The sequence below is a fragment of the Chitinivorax sp. PXF-14 genome (assembly GCF_040812015.1).
Classification (GTDB): Bacteria; Pseudomonadota; Gammaproteobacteria; order Burkholderiales; family SCOH01; genus JBFNXJ01.
This window is the reverse complement of record NZ_JBFNXJ010000009.1, coordinates 46,837-67,053: the sequence shown is the minus strand read 5'-3', so window position 1 is coordinate 67,053 and position 20,217 is coordinate 46,837. Positions and strand designations below refer to the sequence as shown.

Annotated in this window: 16 protein-coding genes; all 16 read left to right on the top strand. The window is 63.2% G+C overall.

The genetic code is table 11. From position 1 onward, the window contains the following. Positions 1–4: 4 nt before the first annotated feature. Entirely contained in the window at positions 5–835 is an 831-nt protein-coding gene (locus ABWL39_RS12220; protein ID WP_367791223.1) for an HlyC/CorC family transporter, read from the top strand. Beyond that, positions 835–2,349: an apolipoprotein N-acyltransferase gene (lnt, locus tag ABWL39_RS12215; RefSeq protein WP_367791220.1), complete on the top strand. Its 1,515-nt coding sequence runs from the start codon at positions 835–837 to the stop codon at positions 2,347–2,349. The genes ABWL39_RS12220 and lnt overlap by 1 nt, the downstream gene beginning before the upstream one ends. Positions 2,350–2,879: 530 nt before the next feature. Next, positions 2,880–3,497, top strand: a complete 618-nt coding sequence (locus ABWL39_RS12210; RefSeq protein ID WP_367791217.1) for an XrtA/PEP-CTERM system exopolysaccharide export protein — start codon at positions 2,880–2,882, stop codon at positions 3,495–3,497. A 120-nt stretch (positions 3,498–3,617) separates the two neighbouring features. Next, entirely contained in the window at positions 3,618–5,162 is a 1,545-nt protein-coding gene (locus ABWL39_RS12205) for an XrtA system polysaccharide chain length determinant (RefSeq protein WP_367791214.1), read from the top strand. Positions 5,163–5,204: 42 nt separating this feature from the next. Then, positions 5,205–6,170 carry an XrtA-associated tyrosine autokinase gene (locus tag ABWL39_RS12200; protein ID WP_367791210.1) on the top strand — a complete coding sequence of 322 codons (966 nt, stop codon included), beginning with the start codon at positions 5,205–5,207 and terminating at the stop codon, positions 6,168–6,170. Between the two features lie 11 nt (positions 6,171–6,181). After that, a complete protein-coding gene (locus ABWL39_RS12195) occupies positions 6,182–7,705 on the top strand; it encodes a TIGR03016 family PEP-CTERM system-associated outer membrane protein (RefSeq protein WP_367791207.1) in 1,524 nt (507 codons plus the stop codon). Between the two features lie 15 nt (positions 7,706–7,720). Further along, positions 7,721–8,725: an XrtA/PEP-CTERM system-associated ATPase gene (locus ABWL39_RS12190; RefSeq protein ID WP_367791204.1), complete on the top strand. Its 1,005-nt coding sequence runs from the start codon at positions 7,721–7,723 to the stop codon at positions 8,723–8,725. Positions 8,726–8,734: 9 nt separating this feature from the next. Then, on the top strand, positions 8,735–9,580 hold the full coding sequence (locus tag ABWL39_RS12185; RefSeq protein ID WP_367791201.1) for an XrtA system polysaccharide deacetylase: 846 nt from the start codon (positions 8,735–8,737) through the stop codon (positions 9,578–9,580). Then, a complete protein-coding gene (locus tag ABWL39_RS12180; RefSeq protein WP_367791199.1) occupies positions 9,577–10,635 on the top strand; it encodes a FemAB family XrtA/PEP-CTERM system-associated protein in 1,059 nt (352 codons plus the stop codon). The genes ABWL39_RS12185 and ABWL39_RS12180 overlap by 4 nt, the downstream gene beginning before the upstream one ends. Before the next feature lie 8 nt (positions 10,636–10,643). Then, entirely contained in the window at positions 10,644–11,894 is a 1,251-nt protein-coding gene (locus ABWL39_RS12175) for a TIGR03087 family PEP-CTERM/XrtA system glycosyltransferase (protein WP_367791197.1), read from the top strand. Beyond that, positions 11,891–13,423, top strand: coding sequence for an exosortase A (xrtA, locus tag ABWL39_RS12170; protein ID WP_367791193.1), 1,533 nt, complete (start codon positions 11,891–11,893; stop codon positions 13,421–13,423). The genes ABWL39_RS12175 and xrtA overlap by 4 nt, the downstream gene beginning before the upstream one ends. Further along, on the top strand, positions 13,413–14,594 hold the full coding sequence (locus tag ABWL39_RS12165) for a TIGR03088 family PEP-CTERM/XrtA system glycosyltransferase (protein ID WP_367791190.1): 1,182 nt from the start codon (positions 13,413–13,415) through the stop codon (positions 14,592–14,594). Before xrtA ends, ABWL39_RS12165 begins: the two co-directional genes overlap by 11 nt. A gap of 3 nt (positions 14,595–14,597) precedes the next feature. Further along, complete coding sequence (locus ABWL39_RS12160) at positions 14,598–16,523, top strand: XrtA/PEP-CTERM system amidotransferase (RefSeq protein ID WP_367791187.1); 1,926 nt, start codon at positions 14,598–14,600, stop codon at positions 16,521–16,523. Next, positions 16,523–17,737: a TIGR04063 family PEP-CTERM/XrtA system glycosyltransferase gene (locus ABWL39_RS12155; protein WP_367791184.1), complete on the top strand. Its 1,215-nt coding sequence runs from the start codon at positions 16,523–16,525 to the stop codon at positions 17,735–17,737. The genes ABWL39_RS12160 and ABWL39_RS12155 overlap by 1 nt, the downstream gene beginning before the upstream one ends. After that, complete coding sequence (locus ABWL39_RS12150) at positions 17,734–18,816, top strand: glycosyltransferase family 4 protein (protein ID WP_367791181.1); 1,083 nt, start codon at positions 17,734–17,736, stop codon at positions 18,814–18,816. Before ABWL39_RS12155 ends, ABWL39_RS12150 begins: the two co-directional genes overlap by 4 nt. Continuing rightward, positions 18,816–20,198, top strand: coding sequence for a phenylacetate--CoA ligase family protein (locus ABWL39_RS12145; RefSeq protein WP_367791178.1), 1,383 nt, complete (start codon positions 18,816–18,818; stop codon positions 20,196–20,198). The genes ABWL39_RS12150 and ABWL39_RS12145 overlap by 1 nt, the downstream gene beginning before the upstream one ends. Positions 20,199–20,217 lie beyond the last annotated feature (19 nt).

Here is a 20,217-nt window from a genome sequence, read left to right as displayed (position 1 = left end):
ACTTATGGACGAGCCCTCGAAACCGAGTTGGCTTGAACGGCTCACTTCGCTGCTGATGCGCGAGCCGGAAGACCGCGAGCAACTGCTCGACCTCTTGCATGGCGCCTTCGAGCGCAATCTGATGGATGCCGAAGCCCTGTCGATGATCGAAGGGGTGCTGCAGGTATCCGACATCCAGGTGCGGGACATCATGATCCCGCGTTCACAGATGGATGTGATCGACATCAACGACACGCCCGACGAGTTTGTCCCCTTCATGATCGAGACCGCGCATTCGCGCTTTCCGGTCATCGATCGCGACAAGGACAACGTGATCGGCATCCTGCTTGCCAAGGACATGCTGCGCTATTTCGCGCAGAAGGAATTCAATGTTCGTGACGAGTTGCGCCCGGCCATCTTCATCCCGGAATCGAAGCGGCTCAACGTGCTGCTGCGCGACTTCCGCACCAGCCGCAACCACATTGCCATCGTCGTAGATGAGTACGGCGGCGTGTCCGGCCTCGTCACCATCGAGGACGTGATGGAGCAGATCGTCGGCGACATCGAGGACGAGTACGACTACGACGAGCCCGAAGACAACATCATCCAGGACCGTAACGGCCAGTATCGCGTCAAGGCGACGACCCAGATCGAGGATTTCAACGAGATGCTCGAGTCGCGCCTGGAAGACGAGGACTGCGACACCGTCGGCGGCCTGGTGGTCAAGCATTTTGGCCACCTGCCCAAGCGTGGCGAGGCGGTCAGCTTCAGCGGCTTTCATTTTGAGGTGCTGCGTGCCGACAGCCGGCGCCTGCACAGCATCCTGGTGACGCCCGTCGAGAAAGCCGGCAGCTGATGCCGCGTCGCCTGCCGCCCAGGTTGCGCTATCTGTTGGCGTTTGTCGCCGGCTTGTTCTGCGTGTTCGGCTTCGCACCGTTCTACCTGTTCCCTATTCCGGTGCTCGGCTACGCCGTGCTCGCCGGCTTGTTGATGACCAGTGCTTCGGCGCGCTCGGCCGCCTGGGTCGGCTTCTCGTTCGGGCTGGGGTATTTTGTCGGCGGCGTCAGCTGGGTGTTCGTCAGCCTTCATGTGTTTGGCGGCATGCCGGCGTGGATGGCCGGCGGCGCCACCTTGATCTTCTGCGCCTTCCTGGCGTTCTACCCTGCCTTGGCATGCTGGCTGTCCTATCGGCTCGCGCGCCAGCGCATAGGCGCTTGGCTGCTGCTCGCGCCCGCCCTGCTGGGGCTGAGCGAATGGCTGCGCGGCTGGTTGTTCTCCGGTTTTCCGTGGCAGGCGCCAGGCTATTCCCAGGTGCCGCTCAGTCCGCTCGCCGGCTACGCGCCCCTGCTCGGGGTCTACGGCATTACCTGGCTGGTGCTGTCGAGCGCCTTCCTGTTGGTGGCTTGCTGGTCAAAGGCGCTGAGCCGACGGTTGCGGGTTGGCCTGGCCATCTTGCTGCTGGCTTGCTGGGGGGGCGGTGCAGCCCTGCGCCAGGTCGAGTGGTCCGAGCCCGTCGGCAGGCCCATCTCGGTTGCCCTGCTGCAAGGCAATGTCGCTCAGGACAAGAAATGGCTGGAGTCCGAGCTGGTCGACACCTTTCATCGCTATCGCGATCAGACCCTGGCTTCCCGCGCCGACCTGATCGTGCTGCCCGAGACGGCGCTACCCATCTTCCTGCACCAGATTCCCGAGGAATACCTGCAACAGCTGTCCGACCATGCCCGTTCGTTGGGCGGGGACATCCTGGTCGGTGTGCCGGAGATGAGTCGCGACGGCAGCCAGTACTACAACGCCGTGATGAGCTTGGGCCGCGCGCCGCGCCAGTTCTACCGCAAGTCCCATCTCGCGCCTTTCGGCGAGTACATTCCGCTCAAATCGGTGTTTGGCGTGTTCTATCAGTGGCTGAGCATCCCCCTGACCGATTTCGGCCGTGGCGGCCTGCAGCAACGCCCGATGCAGGTGGCCGGGCAGTCCGTCGCCGTCGACATCTGCTACGAGGATGTGTTCGGCGAAGAAATCATCGAGCAGTTGCCCGAGGCAACCTTGCTGCTGAATGTGACCAACGATGCGTGGTGGGGGCGGTCTGCCGCCGCCATGCAACACCTGCAGATCGCCCAAATGCGCTCGCTGGAAACATCGCGCCCCATGCTGCGTGCGACGAATACCGGCATGACGGCGATCATCAACCATCGTGGTGAGGTCGATGCGACGGCGCCATGGTTTACGCGCACCACTCTGACGGGGACCGCACAAGGCCGGCGCGGCGAGACGCCTTACACCCGCTGGGGCAATCGCCCTGCCGTGCTGCTGCAGTCGGCGATGGTCCTGTTCGGTGTTGTGTTGGGCCGGATGCGACTACGCGGGTATTGATCGGGGGCGGCTCACTGCCCCAGCTTGCTTCCTGCTTCAGGGGTCGGCAACTGATCGTCTTGCTTTCTCGAGCAGCGTCTCGGGTGTACGCTGGAGAGATGGGGCCGTCCATCCCGTCTCACGCATGACACCCCCTCTCGGCCGGCAACCGGCCGCCTCATGCCATCTTCCTCTCGGCGGGCTTGCCCTGCCGGCCCGGCCCGCCGGGTAACTGCTGCTGACGATTTCCTGGCATGTCGTCGAAATGCTCTATCATCAAGCTGTAGTTGGCGGCCACTTAATCTGTTAAGGGTAATGTGTTGTCGCCGATCCATGCTTCGGCCAGCTTAATATTCTTCATTTGTAAAACAAATGTGGGCCTTGCGTGCATGGATATTTTTGAGTTTCAGATTATGCTAATTTAATATTTGTTGGTGAGATTGTAATGATCATGTGTTAATCTCTGCGCATCAAATTGACGGTATTGCTCCCGTTTTTCCGGCGAGAAAATGCCGCAAGAAAATGAGAGCTTGGAAAATGGTGGAGGCAATATGAAGCTGGGCGCTTTGATGCTGAAAAATCTGTTGGTTCTGATATTGGCGATGGTCATGTTGGGGGGGTGCGCATCCTCCCTGGTGGCGAGCAAGGCCACCGACACCTCGCCGGAAATCGAATATTTGATCGGCCCTGGCGACAGTCTGAATATTCAGGTGTGGCGCAACCCAGAGGTCTCGTCCAGCGTTACAGTCCGCCCGGATGGCAAGATCACCACGCCGCTGGTCGAGGATGTCGTGGCCATCAACAAGACGCCCACCCAGCTCGCGCGTGAAATCGAAAAGCGCTTGGCCAAGTATATCCAGGAGCCGATCGTGACCGTCATGGTCGGCGGCTTCAGTGGCCCCTATTCGCAGCAGATTCGCGTGGTAGGCCAGGCGACGCGCCCGCAGGCGCTGCCGTTCCGCCAGAACATGACCATTCTTGATGTGATGATCGCAGTCGGCGGCACGACGGACTTTGCAGCCGGCAACCGTGCCAGCATCGTTCGCGTGCATGGCGGCAAGCAACAGTTTGGCGTGCGCCTGGATGACCTGCTGAAGTCTGGCGATATTTCGGCCAACGTGGAAATGCGTCCAGGGGACATTCTGATCATCCCCGAGAGCTTCTTCTGATTGGTTTGTGTCTTGGCGTCGTGACGTCGCGGCAGGTAAATTTGATGCGTTCGCCGGGCGGCAGCCATGGCACGCTTGTGCCCATGTTCAGGGTTTGCCTGGCGGGTTGAGGAGTAGGTGATGAGCGAACTCTTGGCGCAACTGTCGTCAATTTTGCGCGCGGCATGGAATTACCGCTGGTATGCACTCGTTTCGTCCTGGGTGCTGGCACTGGGCGGATGGATGTTCGTGTATACCATGCCGGATCGTTTCGAGTCCTCGGCACGGGTCTACGTCGACACCCAGAGCATGCTGAAGCCTCTGATGAACGGGATTGCAATTCAACCCAACATCGACCAGCAGATTGCGGTGATGAGCAAGACGCTGATCAGTCGCCCCAATATCGAGAAAGTGATCCGCATGGCGGATCTCGATCTCAAGATCAAGACACCGGAAGAGAAAGAACGACTGATCGACCGCCTGATCTCGCGCATCAGCATCAACCCGGTTGGTCGTGAGAACCTGTTCGTGATCGCCTACGAGGATACGAAGCCGGAGAGTGCACGCAACGTGGTGCAGTCGCTGATGACGATCTTTGTCGAGGGCAGCCTTGGCGACAAGCGCAAGGATGCGGATACCGCACGGCGCTTCCTTGACGAGCAGATCAAGACCTACGAGCAGAAGCTGGTGCAGGCCGAGAATTCGCTGAAGGAATTTAAGCGCCAGCATATCGGCCAGATGCCCGAGGACGGGAAGGATTACTACAGCCAGCTGGCTGCCGTCGGTGCCGCGCTGAATCAGGCCAAGCTTGAATTGGCCGAGGCGCAAAAGGCGCGGGATGCACTGAAGAGCCAGCTGAGCGGGGATGATCTGGTGGTGCTGCCGCCGCAGTCCGATGACGCGCAAGGGCTGAACCCCGAGCTCGATTCGCGCATTCAATCACTGAAAAAGAATCTGGACAGCCTGCGCCTGAACTACACCGAGCAGCACCCGGATATCATCGCCACCAAACGCATCATCGAGCAGCTCGAGGAACAGCGGAAGCAGGAAGCCAAGGGGCGCAAGCCGACCAATTATGGTGGCGGCCAGAATGGCGCGATCCAGCAGCTCAAGGTGGCGCTGGCCGATGCCGAAGCCAAGGTGGCCGGCTTGTCCGCCCGTGTGAACGAATACAGTAACCGTTACAACCAGTTCAAGGCGGCGGCGAATGCCATTCCGCAGGTCGAGGCCGACTTTACCCAGCTCAACCGTGACTACCAGGTGAACAAGCAGAACTATGAAAGCCTGCTGGCCCGGCGTGAGTCTGCCCACCTGTCGGGTGAAATGGATGCCAGCACCAATGTGGTCGATTTCCGTGTGATCGACCCGCCGCGATTGCCCAACCAGCCGTCTGCCCCCAACCGGCCGTTGCTGATGACTGCCGTGCTCGGTGTGGCGGCCCTCGGCGGCGCAGCCGTTGCGCTGTTGCTCAGCCAGCTCCGTCCGACATTCAACAGTCGTCGCGAACTGCGCGACCTGACCGGTTTGCCGATACTCGGCAGTATCTCGATGATCTGGACAAAGGAACAAAAACGTCGTGCCCGTCGTGGCGTGTGGGTGTACGCCGGCTGTTATGGCGCGCTGGTGCTAGCTTTTGGTGCGGTGATGGTCTTTCAGTCGCTGGTTCCGCGAAGCGCGTTCATGTAACGCGGCCTGGCCAACACCACCACTGTATTCTGGAGACGTCAATTGAACTTGATCGAAAAAGCAGCATCGCGCATCAATCAGGGCGACGCGCTGTCGGCTGATACCGCTGCGCTGCGGTCCCAGGCTTCCCCTGCGGATGAGCCCCCGCATGCGCCGCTGGTGCAGCGTGCACAGGCGCGTGCGGCAGAGGTTCCGGTACACGCGGAGGCCCCGTCGGCTGAGAGCGAGCAGGAGATCGCAGAGCGGCATGTCTCGCGGCAGATCACCATCGATCTGGAGCGCCTGCGCGCCGCCGGCATGATCACGCCCGATGACGACAAGCATCAGCTGGCCGAAGAATTCCGCCTGGTCAAGCGCCCGCTGATTACCAATGCGGTCGAGGCAACGAGTTCGGATCGCAACCGCAACCTGATCATGGTGACGAGCTCGTTGCCGGGTGAGGGGAAGAGCTTCTGCTCGCTCAACCTGGCGATCAGCATTGCGATGGAACGCGACCGCCGTGTCATGCTGGTCGATGCCGATGTGGCACGACCATCGTTGCTGGGCTACCTCGGGCTGCAGGCGGAACGTGGCCTGATGGACCTGCTGCTGGACCCCAATCTGCAGATGTCCGACGTACTGTTGCGCACCAATATCGACAAGCTGTCGATATTGCCGGCCGGGCGCGGGCACAAGCACGCGACTGAATTCCTGGCCAGCGAATCGATGAGCAACCTGCTCGATGAGATGGCGAACCGCTATCCGGACCGCATCATCATTTTCGACTCCCCGCCTTTGCTGGTGACGTCGGAGGCGCGTGAGCTGGCCGCGCACGTCGGCCAGGTGGTGATGGTCGTCGAGTCCGGCAGGACCAGCCAGGATGCCGTCAAGGAGGCGCTGCGCCAGCTCGAGGGCTGCGACATCGTCAATCTGTTGATGAACAAGGGTTCTTCCACGCCGCTGGATGGTTACGGCTACGGTTATGGCTACGGCTATGGCTACGGTTATGGCCGTTCGGGGCGCTCCTGAGAGGCTAGCCGATGGCCAAGCGAAATCGCCTCGTCCTGGCGTCGCGACTCTGTCTGATCATGGCGTTGTCTTACCCCTCCCTTTCCTATGCGCTGGAGTGGAATACCGGGGCTCGGCTTCCCGTGTCGCTCGGTTATACCGACAATGCGCGACTGGTTGGCAACGGGCAGGACAAGACCAGCGACTGGTATACGCTGATCCGCCCCGGGTTCTCGGTTTATGGGGCCAGCCCCAGGCTGCAGCTGAATGCCGATTACTCCTATTCGTATGAGCAGCATCATGACGAGCGCGACAGCAGTGGTGGCAACCACTCGCTGACGGCAAACGGCAATTCCGTCCTCTTCGAGAACTGGTTGTCGCTGGCCGCTACGGCGGGCATTTCGCAGATCAGGCAGGACTCGCAGGATTTTGTCGGCTTCACCCGGCGCAACCTGAGCGACAGCCGGTTCTGGACCGTGACGCCGACGCTGCATCATCGCTTCTCTGGCGACATCGATCTGCAAGCCAGTGTGGCCACGACTAACACCAACAGCAGTGGCAGTGCCGCCAGCAATGACGGGCGCAGCACCGCGACCAATGTCTCGCTGACCTCCGGGCGCTTGTTGAGCAAGGTGTTGTTGACCGGCAGCCTGAGTGAGAACAGCACCGATTACAAGGGCAGCGGCACCGATACGCGCGACCAGAAGGGCTCGCTGCAGGTGAGCTGGCTGATGTCGCCCGAGCTGACCCCCTATGGGGTGTGGGGGTACGACAAGCTGCATGATGATGGTGTGCAGGATGCTCCGAAACAGTCTTACTGGTCGGCGGGCCTGAACTGGACGCCCTCCAGCAGAACGGCGCTGGGCGCCAGTTTTGGCCACCGTTTCTTTGGTAACACCGGCAGCTTCTTCATGCAGCAACGTAATCGCTCGACCAGCATGCGCCTGTCCTATAACCGGGACATGACGACGTCGCGGGCGGACATGTTGGTGCCGTTCTTGGCCAGCACCCGCTCGACGCTCGATTCACTGTACAAGAACAGCATCCCGGACGATGCCGCGCGTGCTGCCTTTGTCGACAACTACCTGCGCACCAACAACCTGCCCGAGAACTTCGTTGCGCTGTTGCCGGTGCAGTCCACGCGGCGTTTTCTCGACACCAGCTACCGTGCCGATCTGGCCTATTCCGGCGCGCGTACCAGCGCGAATCTCGGCGTGTTCTGGCGTGATACGGACAGCGGCAAGATCAGCCTGGCCGATGTGAATGCCAGCGTGGGCGTGGCGGAGCATACCCGGCAGCATGGCTACACGCTGGATTGGTCGTTGCGCCTTGGGCCGAAGGGGAGTGTTGGCGCCGGCGTGGGTACGACGACCAGCCGCTTTGTCCATACGGGTAATGACACCCGCTCCAACTATTACCGGACCGGCATCAGCTATACCATGGGTCGCCACGTGATCGGCAGTGCGGAATTGCGTCGTGCCGAACAGAAAAACAGCCAGGATGAGCAAGAGCGTGTCGAGAATTCCGCCTTGCTGACCGTCACCGCCACGTTCTGAGCGTGGGAGCGGAATATGTACGAAGCCTATTACCACCTCACTGCCAAGCCATTTCAGCTTAGTCCCGATCCATCCTTCTTCTACGGCAGCAAGGGGCACAATCGTGCCATGTCCTACCTCGAGTATGGGCTGCACCAGGGCGAGGGGTTCATCATCGTCACGGGTGAGATCGGCGCCGGCAAGACCACCCTGGTCCGCAATCTCTTCCGCAAGCTGCCGGGCGACAAGATCATTGCCGCCCATCTGGTCAGCACCCAGCTCGATTCCGACGACATCCTGCGCATGGTGGCGGCCGCACTCGGGCTGAAGGATATCGAGGGCAATAAGGTGACGGTGCTGCGCCGCATCGAGGACTACCTGCGCGAATGCTCGGCTCGCCAGAAGCGGGTGCTGCTGGTGGTGGACGAGGCGCAGAACCTGACGGCCAAGGCGGTCGAGGAGCTGCGCATGCTGTCGAACTTCCAGGTCGGTGAGAAGCCTCTGATGCAGAGCTTCCTGCTTGGGCAGCCCGAGTTCCGCGACACGCTGCGTGGGGAAGACCTGCTGCAGTTGCGCCAGCGGGTGATCGCCTCGTATCACTTGGGCGCAATGGACGAGGCCGAGACGCGCGCCTATATCGAGTACCGGCTGCGCACGGCCGGCTGGCAAGGCGCCAGCCTGTTCACCGACGATGCCTATGCGGCCATCCATCAGTTCAGCAAGGGCATTCCGCGCATGATCAACACGCTGTGCGATCGCCTGCTGTTGATGGGCTATCTCGACGAATTGAAACAGATTGGTGGCATACAGGTGAACCAGGTCATCGACGAAATGCGCCAGGAAATGGCCTTCGTTGACCCGGAGGAAGCCATCAAGCCGGTTGGCGGTGCCAGCCGTACCGTGGCCAACACCCAGTTAGCGCTTGAGCTGTTCGAGCAACGCTTGAACAAGATCGAGGACTCTGTCGGTAACGTGCTCAAGCTGTCGCGTCAGATTCTGGATCTCGCGTCAGTCAAACGCATTGTCGAAGAAAAGCATTGATTGCCGATCATGTCTCAGTTGCGAAACGCGATGACGATCGACGTGGAGGATTACTTTCAGGTTTCCGCGTTCGAACACCATATTGCCCGAGAGAGCTGGGACCGCCTGCCCTGCCGCGTCGAGCGCAATGTTGATGTGCTGCTCGGCATGCTGGCCGAGCACGAGACCCACGCCACCTTCTTCACACTGGGCTGGGTGGCGGAGCGTTACCCGCAACTGGTGCGCCGTATCGTTGAACAGGGGCATGAGCTGGCCAGCCACGGCTATGCGCATCGCCGGGCGTCGGACCAATCGCTGAGCGAATTTACCGAAGATATCGGGTCGGCCAAGAAGCTGCTCGAGGACATCGGTGGCTGCGAGGTCAAAGGGTACCGTGCGCCAAGTTTCTCGATCGGGGCCGACAATCTGTGGGCGCTCGAATGCCTGCAGAGCCAGGGCTACCAGTACAGCTCCAGCATCTATCCCGTGGCACGCGACCACTACGGCATGCCGGACGCCCCGCGCTTTGCCTACCATCCGGAGACCGGGCGAGGCTTGCTGGAGGTGCCGCCGACCACCGTGCGTCTGCTCAGCCGCAACCTGCCGGCGTCGGGCGGCGGCTTCTTCCGCCTGCTTCCCTATTCCATCTCGCGCAGCATGATCGAGCGCGTGAATCGTGTCGACGGCCAGCCGGCGGTGTTCTACCTGCACCCGTGGGAGATCGACCCGGGGCAACCGCGGCAGCAGGGGGTCGGGGTCAAGACACGCGTGCGCCATTACCTGAACCTGCATCGCACGGAATCCCGCCTGCATCGGCTGTTGGCGGATTTCCGCTGGGATCGCATGGACAATATCTTCCTCAAGGACGCGGCATGAACGACTCTTTACGCATGACCTCCGCGGCAGCGGTCTCGGTGCGCGAGCTTCAGCCATCCGACCTGGTGAGCTGGGATGCATTCGTGATGACCTGCCCGAGCGCGACTTTCTTCCATCGAGCCGGCTGGAAACGCGTCATCGAGAAGGCGTTTGGCCATCGTTGCGTGTTCCTGCTCGCCGAGCGCGAGGGCGTGATCGAAGGCGTCCTGCCGCTGGCCGAGATCAAGAGCCGGCTGTTCGGCCATTCGCTCGTTGCGTTGCCGTTCTGCGTCTATGGCGGCCCGGCCGCGAGCACGGCAGAGGCTCAGGCAGCGCTGGATCAGGCCGCACAAAAGCTGGCGAGGCAGCTCGGCGTCGAGCATCTCGAATACCGCTCGCAGCATGCCCTGCACCCGAACTGGTTCCACAAGGAGCTGTACGTCACCTTCCGCAAGCAGATCGAGCCGGATGTCGAGGCCAATATGCTGGCCATCCCGCGCAAGCAAAGGGCGATGGTGCGCAAGGCCATCAAGTTCGGCCTGGAAGGGGTGATCGATCGCGATGTCGAGCGTTTCTTCACCGCCTATTCGACCAGTGTGCACAGGCTGGGTACGCCGGTGTTCTCGAAGCGCTATTTCCAGCTGCTGCTCGACGAGTTCGGCCAGGATGCCGAGGTACTGACTATCGTGCAGGGCGATACCCTGGTGGCGAGCGTGCTGAGCTTCTATTTTCGCGACGAGGTCCTGCCTTACTACGGCGGTGGCATGGATTGCGCGCGCGAGCTGGCCGGCAACGATTTCATGTACTGGGACCTGATGCGGCGCGCCTGCGAGCGGGGCCTCAAGGTATTCGATTTCGGCCGCTCCAAGCTGGGCACCGGCGCCTATGATTTCAAGCACAACTGGGGCTTCGAGCCCACACCCTTGCCCTACGAGTATCTGCTGGTGACGGCCAAGGCTGTGCCGGACCATAATCCGCTCAACCCCAAATACCAGCGCTTCATCAAGGCTTGGCAACGGATGCCCATCGGGCTCGCCAATCTGATCGGGCCTCACATCGTCAAGAATCTCGGTTAGGTCCGGCCATGCAGCACCTTCTGTTCCTCGTCCATCGTTTCCCTTATCCCCCGAACAAGGGGGACAAGGTGCGTTCGTATCACCTGCTGCGCCACCTGGCCAAGCGTTATCGCGTGCATCTCGGCGCATTCATCGATAGTGCAGAAGACTGGCGTTACGTCGACGAGGTGCGGCAATACTGCGGCGAGTTTCACTTCGAACCGCTGAGCCCTCGCCGCGCCACGCTGAAGAGTGCGCTGGGGCTGTTGTCGGGCGAAGCGCTGACCTTGCCTTACTACCGCAACGGCAATATGCAGCATTGGGTGGACAGAGTGTTGCGGCGCCATCCGATCGAGCGTGTGCTGGTCTATTCGTCGCCGATGGCGCAATACGTGTCAAAACATGCGCAACTCACGCGTGTCGCTGATTTCGTCGACATCGACTCCGACAAGTGGCTGCAATATGCTGCCTCCAAGCGTTGGCCGCTGAGTTGGGTCTACCGTCGCGAAGCGGCCAGGCTGTTTGCGTACGAACAAGCCATCGCGGGGCAGTTCGATGCCACCACCTTCGTGTCCGGCATCGAGGCCCAGCATTTCCGCGAAATGGCCCCGCCGTGCGCCACCAAGGTCGGGCATGCCAACAACGGTGTGGATAGCGCTTACTTCGACCCACAGCGCGGCTACGACAATCCCTATCCGGCCGACGTGCAGCCTGTCGTGTTTACCGGCGCGATGGACTACTGGCCCAACGTCGATGCAGTCTCCTGGTTTGCCCGCGAGGTACTGCCGTTGCTGCGCAGCCAGCTGCCGCGGGCTGCGTTCTACATCGTCGGCACGCGTCCGACCGATGCGGTAAAACAGCTCGCCAACCTGCCTGGCGTGACGGTCACCGGCTCGGTGCCCGATGTCCGGCCCTATCTCGCCCACGCGGCGCTCGCGGTGGCCCCGCTGCGCATTGCGCGCGGCGTGCAGAACAAGGTGCTCGAAGCCATGGCGATGGCGAAGGCCGTGATTGCGTCGCCGCAGGCGGCCGAAGGCATCGAGGCGGAAGCCGGGCGCGACCTGCTGGTTGCCCATGCGCCCACCGATTACGTGATGCTGGCCCAGCGCGTGCTCGCCGGCGAGCTGCCGCTGCTGGGCCAGGCTGCGCGCGCAGCGGTGACAAGCCACTACGACTGGGACGCCAATCTCGCACAATTCGAACAATTGCTGAGCCGGCCGCCACTGGGCGGGCAACAGGCGGCCCTATCGGCTGTCTCGGCCTTGCGGAGGGCAGGATGAAGCGCGAATGGCCCCAATCCATCCCGGCCGGTGAAGCGACCGATGCCGCCTGGCGCTTGCCCTTGCTGATGTTCTTGGGGGTGCTGGCGGCCGTCCTGTGGTGGTATCGCGAGACCTGGATGGGCATGGCCGCGATCTGGGAGCGCTCCGAGACCTTTGCCCACGGCTGGTTGATCGTGCCGATCAGTCTCTGGCTGATCTGGCGCCGCAGGCACCTGTTGGCCACGCTGCACCCGCAGCCCGAATTCCTGCCGCTGCTCGGCGTGGCGGGGCTCGGCTTCGCCTGGCTGCTGGGCAACATCGCCGGCGCGGGTGTGGTCCAGCAATACGCGTTCACCCTGACGCTGCCGTTGCTGGTGTGGAGCATGCTGGGGCGCCAGGTGGCGTCCGCCATCCTGTTCCCGCTGGGTTACCTGGTGTTGGCCGTGCCGTTTGGCGAGGTCTTCCTGCCCTGGTTGATGAGCTTTACCGCCGACTTCACCGTCTGGGCGCTGCGCCTGACCGGCATCCCCATCTACCGCGAGGGGCTGTTCTTCACCATCCCGTCCGGCCAGTGGTCGGTTGTCGAGGCCTGCAGCGGGCTGCGCTACCTGATCGCGTCGTTCACGCTCGGCACGCTGTATGCCTATCTCACCTATCGCAGCTTCAAACGGCGACTGATCTTCACGCTGGCGTCGGTGCTGGTGCCGATCGCGGCCAACGGCGTGCGGGCCTACATGATCGTGATGATCGGCCACCTGAGCGGCATGAAGCTGGCCGTCGGCGTTGACCACCTGATCTATGGCTGGCTGTTTTTCGGCCTGGTCATGCTGCTGCTGTTCTGGATCGGTGCGTTCTGGCGCGAAGATACCGACGAGCCGGTCGTGGAAGGGACGCCGGCGGCTGTCGCTGGCATGCAGCATCAATCGCGTGCGCGCCTGCTTGCCGCGCTGGCTGGCGCGCTGGTGGTGGCCGGTGTCTGGCCGGCGTATGCCAACCATATCTTTGGACACCCGAACGTCGAGGTCGTGCTGCAACTGCCCGATCCCGACGGCTGGCAAAGGACGGCACCCAGCAACGACTGGCATCCGAGCTACGACAATGCCGGTTTCAAGCTGCAGCGCGACCTGCAGCAGGGTGGTGCGCGTGCGGGCGTCTTCATCGCCTACTACCCAAGCCCGGTCAAGGGCAAGGAGATGGTATCGACCGGCAACCGCATCGTCGCCGGCGAGCATGAACACTGGGCGGTCTCGCGCATGGCCGATCGCCAGATCGCGCTTGGCACGGTCAGCGAGATCGACATCAAGGGCGGGCCGAGCCGCGTCCGCGTGTGGCAACGCTACTGGATCGCAGGCGAGTGGGCGACCAGCCCCTATCTGGCCAAATGGCTGCAGGCGCGCGATCGCCTGCTTGGCAAGCCGGCCAGCTCGGCCGTGGTCATGTACTACCTGAATACGCATGACGATCCCGCAGCAGAGGAGGTGGCGCTTGACCGCTTTGCCCGCGCGATGGAGCCGCTCGTGACCCGGAGCTTGGCGCATGGCGGCTGACCGGCTGCGGGCCGAGCGCCCATTGATAGTGCATCTGATTCACAGTCTCGACGTCGGCGGCCTGGAGAACGGCCTCGTCAATCTGCTCAATCGCATGCCTGACGATGGCTGCCGCCATGCCATCATCTGCATGACGCACTACAGCGAGTTTCGCAACCGCATCAAGCGGCCCGAGGTGCAGGTGTATGCGCTGCACAAGCCGCCGGGCAAGGCACTGGGCACCTATGTGCAGCTATGGCGCCTGTTGCGGCGCCTGAAGCCTGCGCTTTTGCACACCCGCAATCTGGCGACGCTGGAAGGGCAGTTCTGGGCGATGCTGGCCGGGGTCAAGCGGCGGATTCATAGCGAACATGGGCGTGATGCCGACGATATCGACGGCAGCAACGTCAAATACCAGCGCATGCGGCGTGCCTTGCGACCGCTGGTGCAACACCAGATCGCGTTGTCGAAAGATCTGGAACGCTACTTGCTTGAGCGTGTGGCGGTGCCCGCGAAACAGCTGAGCCAGATTTACAATGGCGTCGACGACAGCCGTTTCTTGCCGGCGGCGCAGCGCCAGGCGGTAGCGGGCAGCCCGTTCAATGATGCGCCCGGGCTGATCGTGATCGGTACCGTCGGCCGCCTGCAGGCCGTCAAGGATCAGCTCAACCTGGCGCGTGCGTTTGCGCTGCTGATCGAGCGCCGCCCTGAGCTGCGGCCGGTTGCCCGGCTGGCGATCGTCGGCGACGGTCCCTTGCGCGCCGATGTCGAGGCCATCCTGCGCCAGGCTGGCGTGGCGGAGCTGTGCTGGATGGCCGGCTCGCGCAACGATGTGCCCGAGCTGATGCGCGCCTTCGATATCTTCGCGCTGCCATCGTTGGCGGAAGGCATATCCAATACCATTCTCGAGGCGATGGCGTCGGGGCTGCCGGTCGTGGCGACCGATGTGGGCGGCAATGGCGAGTTGATCGAAGCCGGCGTCACCGGGCTATTGGTGTCCAAGGCCGACCCGGCGGCGCTGGCCGATGCGCTGGCGCGTTATGTCGACGATGCCGCGCTGCGCGCCGAGCACGGCCAGGCAGGGCGCCAGCGGGTGGAACAGCAATTCAGCCTCGACCGCATGGTCGAGCGTTATACGCGGATTTACCGGCTTGCCCTCGAGGGCGGGCTCAAGAACAAGGAACGGAGCTAGGCCATGTGTGGCATCGTAGGGCTATTCGATCTGAAGGGCAGACGCGAGTTCGATCGTGGCCTGTTGTCGCACCTCAACGACCTGCAACACCACCGCGGCCCCGATGAGGGTGGACTGCATCTTGAGCCGGGGGTCGGCTTCGGCCATCGCCGCCTGTCGATCATCGACCTGTCGAGCGGCCAGCAGCCGATGTTCAATGGCGACGGCTCAGTCGTCATCGTGTTCAACGGAGAAATCTACAATTTCCAGGAGCTGATGCCCGAGCTGCAGGCATTGGGTTACCAGTTCAAGACACACAGCGACACCGAGGTCATCATCCACGCCTGGGAAGCCTGGGGCGAAGCCTGTGTCGAGCGCCTGCGCGGCATGTTCGCCTTCGCGATCTGGGACCGCAAGCGCCAGACCCTGTTCCTCGCGCGCGACCGGCTTGGCGTCAAGCCGCTGTATTACGCCTGGCTGCCTGACGGCACGCTGGCCTTCTCGTCCGAGCTCAAGTCGATTTCGGCCCACCCGGTGTTCGACAAGACGCTCGATCCGATGTCGATCGAAGACTATTTCGCCTACGGCTACATCCCCGAGCCGCGCACCGTGTTCATGGGGGCGCTCAAGCTCGAGCCGGGCCATACGCTGACGGTGCCGCGTGGCTGCACGACGATGCCGTCGCCGCGCGAATATTGGGACATCCCGTTCAAGCCGCTCGGGGCGATCAGCGAACAAGAGGCGCAGGAAGAAATGGTGCGCCGCCTGCGTGAGTCGGTGAAGATCCGCATGGTGGCGGAAGTGCCACTCGGCGCCTTCCTTTCCGGTGGGGTCGATTCGAGCGCGGTGGTGGCGATGATGGCGGGGCTGTCAGAAGGCCCGGTCAACACCTGCTCGATCAGCTTCGGCGACCCGAAATTCAACGAGGCCGAGTTCGCGCAGCAGGTGGCTCAGCGCTATCACACCAACCATTATGTGGAGCAGGTCGATCCCGACGACTTCAGCCTGCTCGATAAGCTCGCCGGCATGTACGACGAGCCCTATGCCGACAGCTCGGCGCTACCGACCTACCGCGTCTGCCAGCTCGCGCGCAAGCATGTGACCGTGGCGCTGTCCGGCGATGGCGGCGACGAGAACGTCGCGGGCTATCGCCGCTACCGTTTCCACCTTGGCGAAGAGAAGCTGCGTTCGGCGCTGCCGCTGTCGGTGCGCCGCCCGCTGTTCGGCACGCTCGGCACGCTGTATCCGAAGGCCGACTGGGCACCGCGCGTGTTCCGTGCCAAGTCCACCTTCGAGGCACTGGCACGCGACTCGGTCGAGGGCTATTTTCATGCCATCTCGATCTTCAAGACGCCGATGCGCGCCAAGCTCTACACGCCCAAGTTCATGGCCGAGCTCGGCGGCTACCACGCGATCAACACCATGATGCGCCATGCCGACCGCGCGCCAACCGATCATCCCCTGAGCCTGGTGCAGTACCTCGACATGAAGACCTATCTGGTCGGCGACATCCTGACCAAGGTCGATCGCGCGAGCATGGCCAATTCGCTCGAAGTGCGCGAGCCGCTGCTCGACCACCAGTGGATGGAATGGCTGTCCGGCCTGCCGCCGGAGCTCAAGCTCAAGGGCGGCGAGGGCAAATACATCCTGAAGAAGGCGCTCGAACCGTACCTGCCCAACGACATCCTGTACCGCCAGAAGATGGGCTTCGCCGTGCCGCTTGCCGGCTGGTTCCGTGGCCCGCTCAAGCAGAAGGTGCGCGATGCGCTGCTCGGCGAAACGCTGGCGCAGACCGGCTGGTTCAACCGCGACTACCTGCTCGAGCTGATCACCCATCACGAGAAGGGTATCCGCGATTACAGCGCGCCGCTGTGGACCTTGCTGATGTTCGAATCCTTTCTGCGCAACTGCCTGGGCAGCGAGACCCGGCGAGCGGTCGAGGCAGCCTGATGCGCATTCTGCATGTTCTCGACCATTCCATCCCGCTGCACTCGGGCTACACCTTCCGCACGGCCGCCATCCTGCGCGAACAGCGCAAGCTGGGCTGGGAAACCTTCCACCTGACCAGCCCCAAGCAGGAAAACTGCACGGTGGCCGAGGAGGATATCGATGGCCTGCATTTCTTCCGCACGCCGCCGGCCCAGGGCTGGATGGCAGGCAAGCCGGTGCTCGGCGAAATCGCCCTGATCGACGCGACGGCACGCCGACTCGAAGAAGTAGCGAGGCGCATCAAGCCTGATGTGCTGCACGCGCATTCGCCGGTGCTGAACGCAATCCCGGCGCTGCGTGTCGGGCGCAAGCTCGGCATCCCGGTGGTCTATGAGGTGCGCGCATTCTGGGAGGATGCCGCAGTTGACCACGGCACCAGCAAGGAGTGGGGGCTGCGTTACCGCGCCACGCGCGGGCTCGAAACCTACGCGCTGAAGCATGTCGATGCGGTGACGACGATCTGCGAAGGGCTGCGCGGCGACATCGTGGCGCGTGGCGTCCCGGCTGACAAGATTACCGTCATTCCCAATGCCGTCGATATCGAGAAATTCACCGTCGGCGCCGAGCCCGATCGTGCGCTGCAGGCCAGCCTGGGCCTCGAAGGCAAGACGGTGCTGGGGTTCATCGGCTCTTTCTATGGCTACGAGGGGCTCAACATCCTGCTCGATGCGCTGCCCATGATGTTGCGCGAGAAACCGGACATCCGCCTGTTGCTGACCGGCGGCGGGCATCAGGAGGCCGCGCTGCGCGAGCAGGCCGCCGCACTCGGGATCGCCGACAAGGTGGTGTTCACCGGCCGCGTGCCGAATGCCGAGGTGCCGCGCTATTACGATCTCGTCGACGTGCTGGTGTACCCGCGCCTGCCGATGCGGCTGACCGAGCTCGTGACGCCGCTGAAGCCGCTCGAAGCGATGGCGCAGGGGCGTCTCGTCGCTGCGAGCGATGTCGGCGGCCACCGCGAGCTGATCCAGCCCGACGTCACGGGCGTGCTGTTCAAGGCTGCCGATGCGGCCGACCTGGCGCGCCAGGTGCTGGCCCTGGTCAATCAGCCACAGTGCTGGCCGCAGATGAAGGCCGACGCGCGGCGTTTTGTCGAGACCGAGCGTAACTGGGCCAAGAGCGTCGGCCGCTATCAGGGCATCTATCCGCGCCTGATCAACGGAGCGGCCCGATGAGCGAGCAACTGAGCGTCGCCCTCGTTGGCCCCTTGCCGCCGCCTTCCGGCGGCATGGCCAACCAGTGTCGTCAGCTCGCACGCCTGCTCGGCGAGGAAGGCGTCCGGGTCGAGGTGGTGCAGGTCAATGCACCTTACCGGCCGGCCTTCGTCGCCCACCTGAAGGGCATCCGCGCGTTGTTCCGGCTGCTGCCCTACAAGCTCGCGCTGTGGCGTGCCGCGGGGCGCGCCGATGTCATGCACGTGATGGCGAATTCGGGCTGGTCCTGGTATCTGTTCGCCCTGCCGGCGATCATGATCGCCCGTCTGCGCGGCACGCCGATCATCGTCAACTACCGGGGCGGCGGGGCGGAGACGTTTTTTGCCAACGCGCCCGGCTGGGTGCTGCGCTACCTGAGGCAGGTCGATGCGCTGGTGCTGCCATCGGGCTTCCTGCGCGAGGTGTTCCAGCGTTTCGGCGTCGATGGCCAGGTCATCCCCAACATTATCGATCTCGACCGCTTCAAGCCCGCGCAACGCGATGGACGTGAGCCGCCGCACCTGATCGTCACGCGCAATCTCGAGCCGATCTACGACATCCCGAGCGCGCTGCAGGCCTTCGCCCTGGTGCGCCAGCAGCTCAAGCAGGCGCGGTTGACGATTGCCGGCTCGGGGCCCGAGCGCGAGCAGCTCGAACAGCTCGCGGCGGACCTCGGTATCGCCGATGCGGTGACCTTCACCGGCCGTATCGACAACGACCAGATGACGGCACTCTACGCCTCGGCCGATGTCATGCTCAACCCGAGCACCATCGACAATATGCCCATTTCCATCCTTGAGGCCTTTGCCAGCGGCGTGCCGGTGGTATCGACGCGCGTCGGCGGCGTGCCATTCGTGGCCGAGCATGGTCGGACGGCCTTCCTGGTCGAGGCCCGTGATTATCGCGCGATGGCGCAAAGCGTCCTGCGCCTGATGCAGGAGCCCGAGCTGGCGCGCGCATTCCGCACGGCCGGGTTGGCCGAGGCGCAGCGCTATGCCTGGCCTGTGGTGCGCGAGCAGTGGCTCGCGGCCTACCGCCAAGCCGGCAAGAGGGGGCACTGATGGGGATCTATACCGCACTGTGCGCGAACCTGCTGTTCCCCATGCATGAGCGGCTCAAGCACCACGATACGGTGGCCGTGCGGCGCGAGCTCGAACGCACGCAGTGGCTGTCGCGCGAGCAGGTGCGGGCGCTGCAGCTGTCGCACCTGCACGGTTTTCTCGGCGATGCGGCGCGGCAGGTGCCTTACTACCGCGAGCTGTTCCGCTCGCTGGACTTCGACCCGGCCAGCGTGACCTCGGTTGCCGATCTGGCCCGCCTGCCGCTGTTGACCAAGGACGTGATCCGGCGCGAGTTCGAGCGGCTGAAGGCCGACAGTGACGAACCCGTCAAGCTGTTCTCGACCACCGGCTCGACCGGCGACCCCCTGCGCTTCAATATCGGCAACACGCGCGTCAGCCACGATGTAGCGGCCAAGTGGCGCGCCACGCGCTGGTGGGATGTCGACATCGGCGACCGCGAGCTGGTGATCTGGAGTTCCGCCATCGAGCTGTCGGCGCAGGACCGCGTGCGGCGCGCACGCGACTGGCTGATGCGCAGCCGCCTGATGCCTTCGGCCTCGCTCAAGCCGGCCGACATGGATCGCTACCTCGACGAGATCCGCGCGTTCCGGCCGACCATGCTGTTCGGCTACCCGTCGTCGATGACGTTGATTGCCCAGCATGCCGAGAAACGGCGCGTGCGCATGGACGATCTCGGCATCAAGGTGGCCTTCTGCACCGCCGAGCGGCTGTACCCGCATCAGGCCGACACGCTCAAGCGCGTATTCGGCTGCCCGGTGGCCAATGGTTATGGCGGGCGCGATTCGGGCTTCATCGCGCATGAATGCCGGCAAGGCGGCCTGCACATCACGGCCGAGGACCTCATCGTCGAGATCGTCGACGAGCGTGGCCAACCCGTGCCGGCGGGCGAGCCCGGCGAGGTAGTCGTCACGCATCTGTACAGCGGCGGCTTTCCGTTCATCCGCTACAAGAATGGCGATGTCGCCGTGCTCGACGACGCGCAATGCGCCTGTGGCCGCGGCCTGCCGCTGCTCAAGGAGGTGCGCGGGCGCACCAACGACGTGCTGATTGCACAGGACGGCACCATGGTCCACGATGTTGCGTTCGCCATGGTGCTGCGCGACATGCCCGGCGTGAACGCGTTTAAGATCATCCAGGAATCGCTCAGCCACTGCCGGCTGCAACTGGTGACGGACGAGCGTTTCCAGGGGGCCGCCAGCGAAGCGCGCATCCGCGGGGCATTTGCTGCCCGCCTTGGCGCCAACGTGCAGACGGATATCGAATACCTTGCCGCCATCGAGCCGGAACGCACCGGCAAGTATCGCTATGTGGTGAGCAAGGTGAGCCAGATACAGGCGGGCGTGCCCGCCGCCACGAATTAACCCGATCTAAGGAGTTGCG

Coding starts and splice junctions, on each gene's coding strand:
- ABWL39_RS12220 (WP_367791223.1), top strand. CDS start 5: ATGGACGAGCCCTCGAAACCGAGTTGGCTTGAACGGCTCACTTCGCTG.
- lnt (WP_367791220.1), top strand. CDS start 835: ATGCCGCGTCGCCTGCCGCCCAGGTTGCGCTATCTGTTGGCGTTTGTC.
- ABWL39_RS12210 (WP_367791217.1), top strand. CDS start 2,880: ATGAAGCTGGGCGCTTTGATGCTGAAAAATCTGTTGGTTCTGATATTG.
- ABWL39_RS12205 (WP_367791214.1), top strand. CDS start 3,618: ATGAGCGAACTCTTGGCGCAACTGTCGTCAATTTTGCGCGCGGCATGG.
- ABWL39_RS12195 (WP_367791207.1), top strand. CDS start 6,182: ATGGCCAAGCGAAATCGCCTCGTCCTGGCGTCGCGACTCTGTCTGATC.
- ABWL39_RS12190 (WP_367791204.1), top strand. CDS start 7,721: ATGTACGAAGCCTATTACCACCTCACTGCCAAGCCATTTCAGCTTAGT.
- ABWL39_RS12185 (WP_367791201.1), top strand. CDS start 8,735: ATGTCTCAGTTGCGAAACGCGATGACGATCGACGTGGAGGATTACTTT.
- ABWL39_RS12180 (WP_367791199.1), top strand. CDS start 9,577: ATGAACGACTCTTTACGCATGACCTCCGCGGCAGCGGTCTCGGTGCGC.
- ABWL39_RS12175 (WP_367791197.1), top strand. CDS start 10,644: ATGCAGCACCTTCTGTTCCTCGTCCATCGTTTCCCTTATCCCCCGAAC.
- xrtA (WP_367791193.1), top strand. CDS start 11,891: ATGAAGCGCGAATGGCCCCAATCCATCCCGGCCGGTGAAGCGACCGAT.
- ABWL39_RS12165 (WP_367791190.1), top strand. CDS start 13,413: ATGGCGGCTGACCGGCTGCGGGCCGAGCGCCCATTGATAGTGCATCTG.
- ABWL39_RS12160 (WP_367791187.1), top strand. CDS start 14,598: ATGTGTGGCATCGTAGGGCTATTCGATCTGAAGGGCAGACGCGAGTTC.
- ABWL39_RS12155 (WP_367791184.1), top strand. CDS start 16,523: ATGCGCATTCTGCATGTTCTCGACCATTCCATCCCGCTGCACTCGGGC.
- ABWL39_RS12150 (WP_367791181.1), top strand. CDS start 17,734: ATGAGCGAGCAACTGAGCGTCGCCCTCGTTGGCCCCTTGCCGCCGCCT.
- ABWL39_RS12145 (WP_367791178.1), top strand. CDS start 18,816: ATGGGGATCTATACCGCACTGTGCGCGAACCTGCTGTTCCCCATGCAT.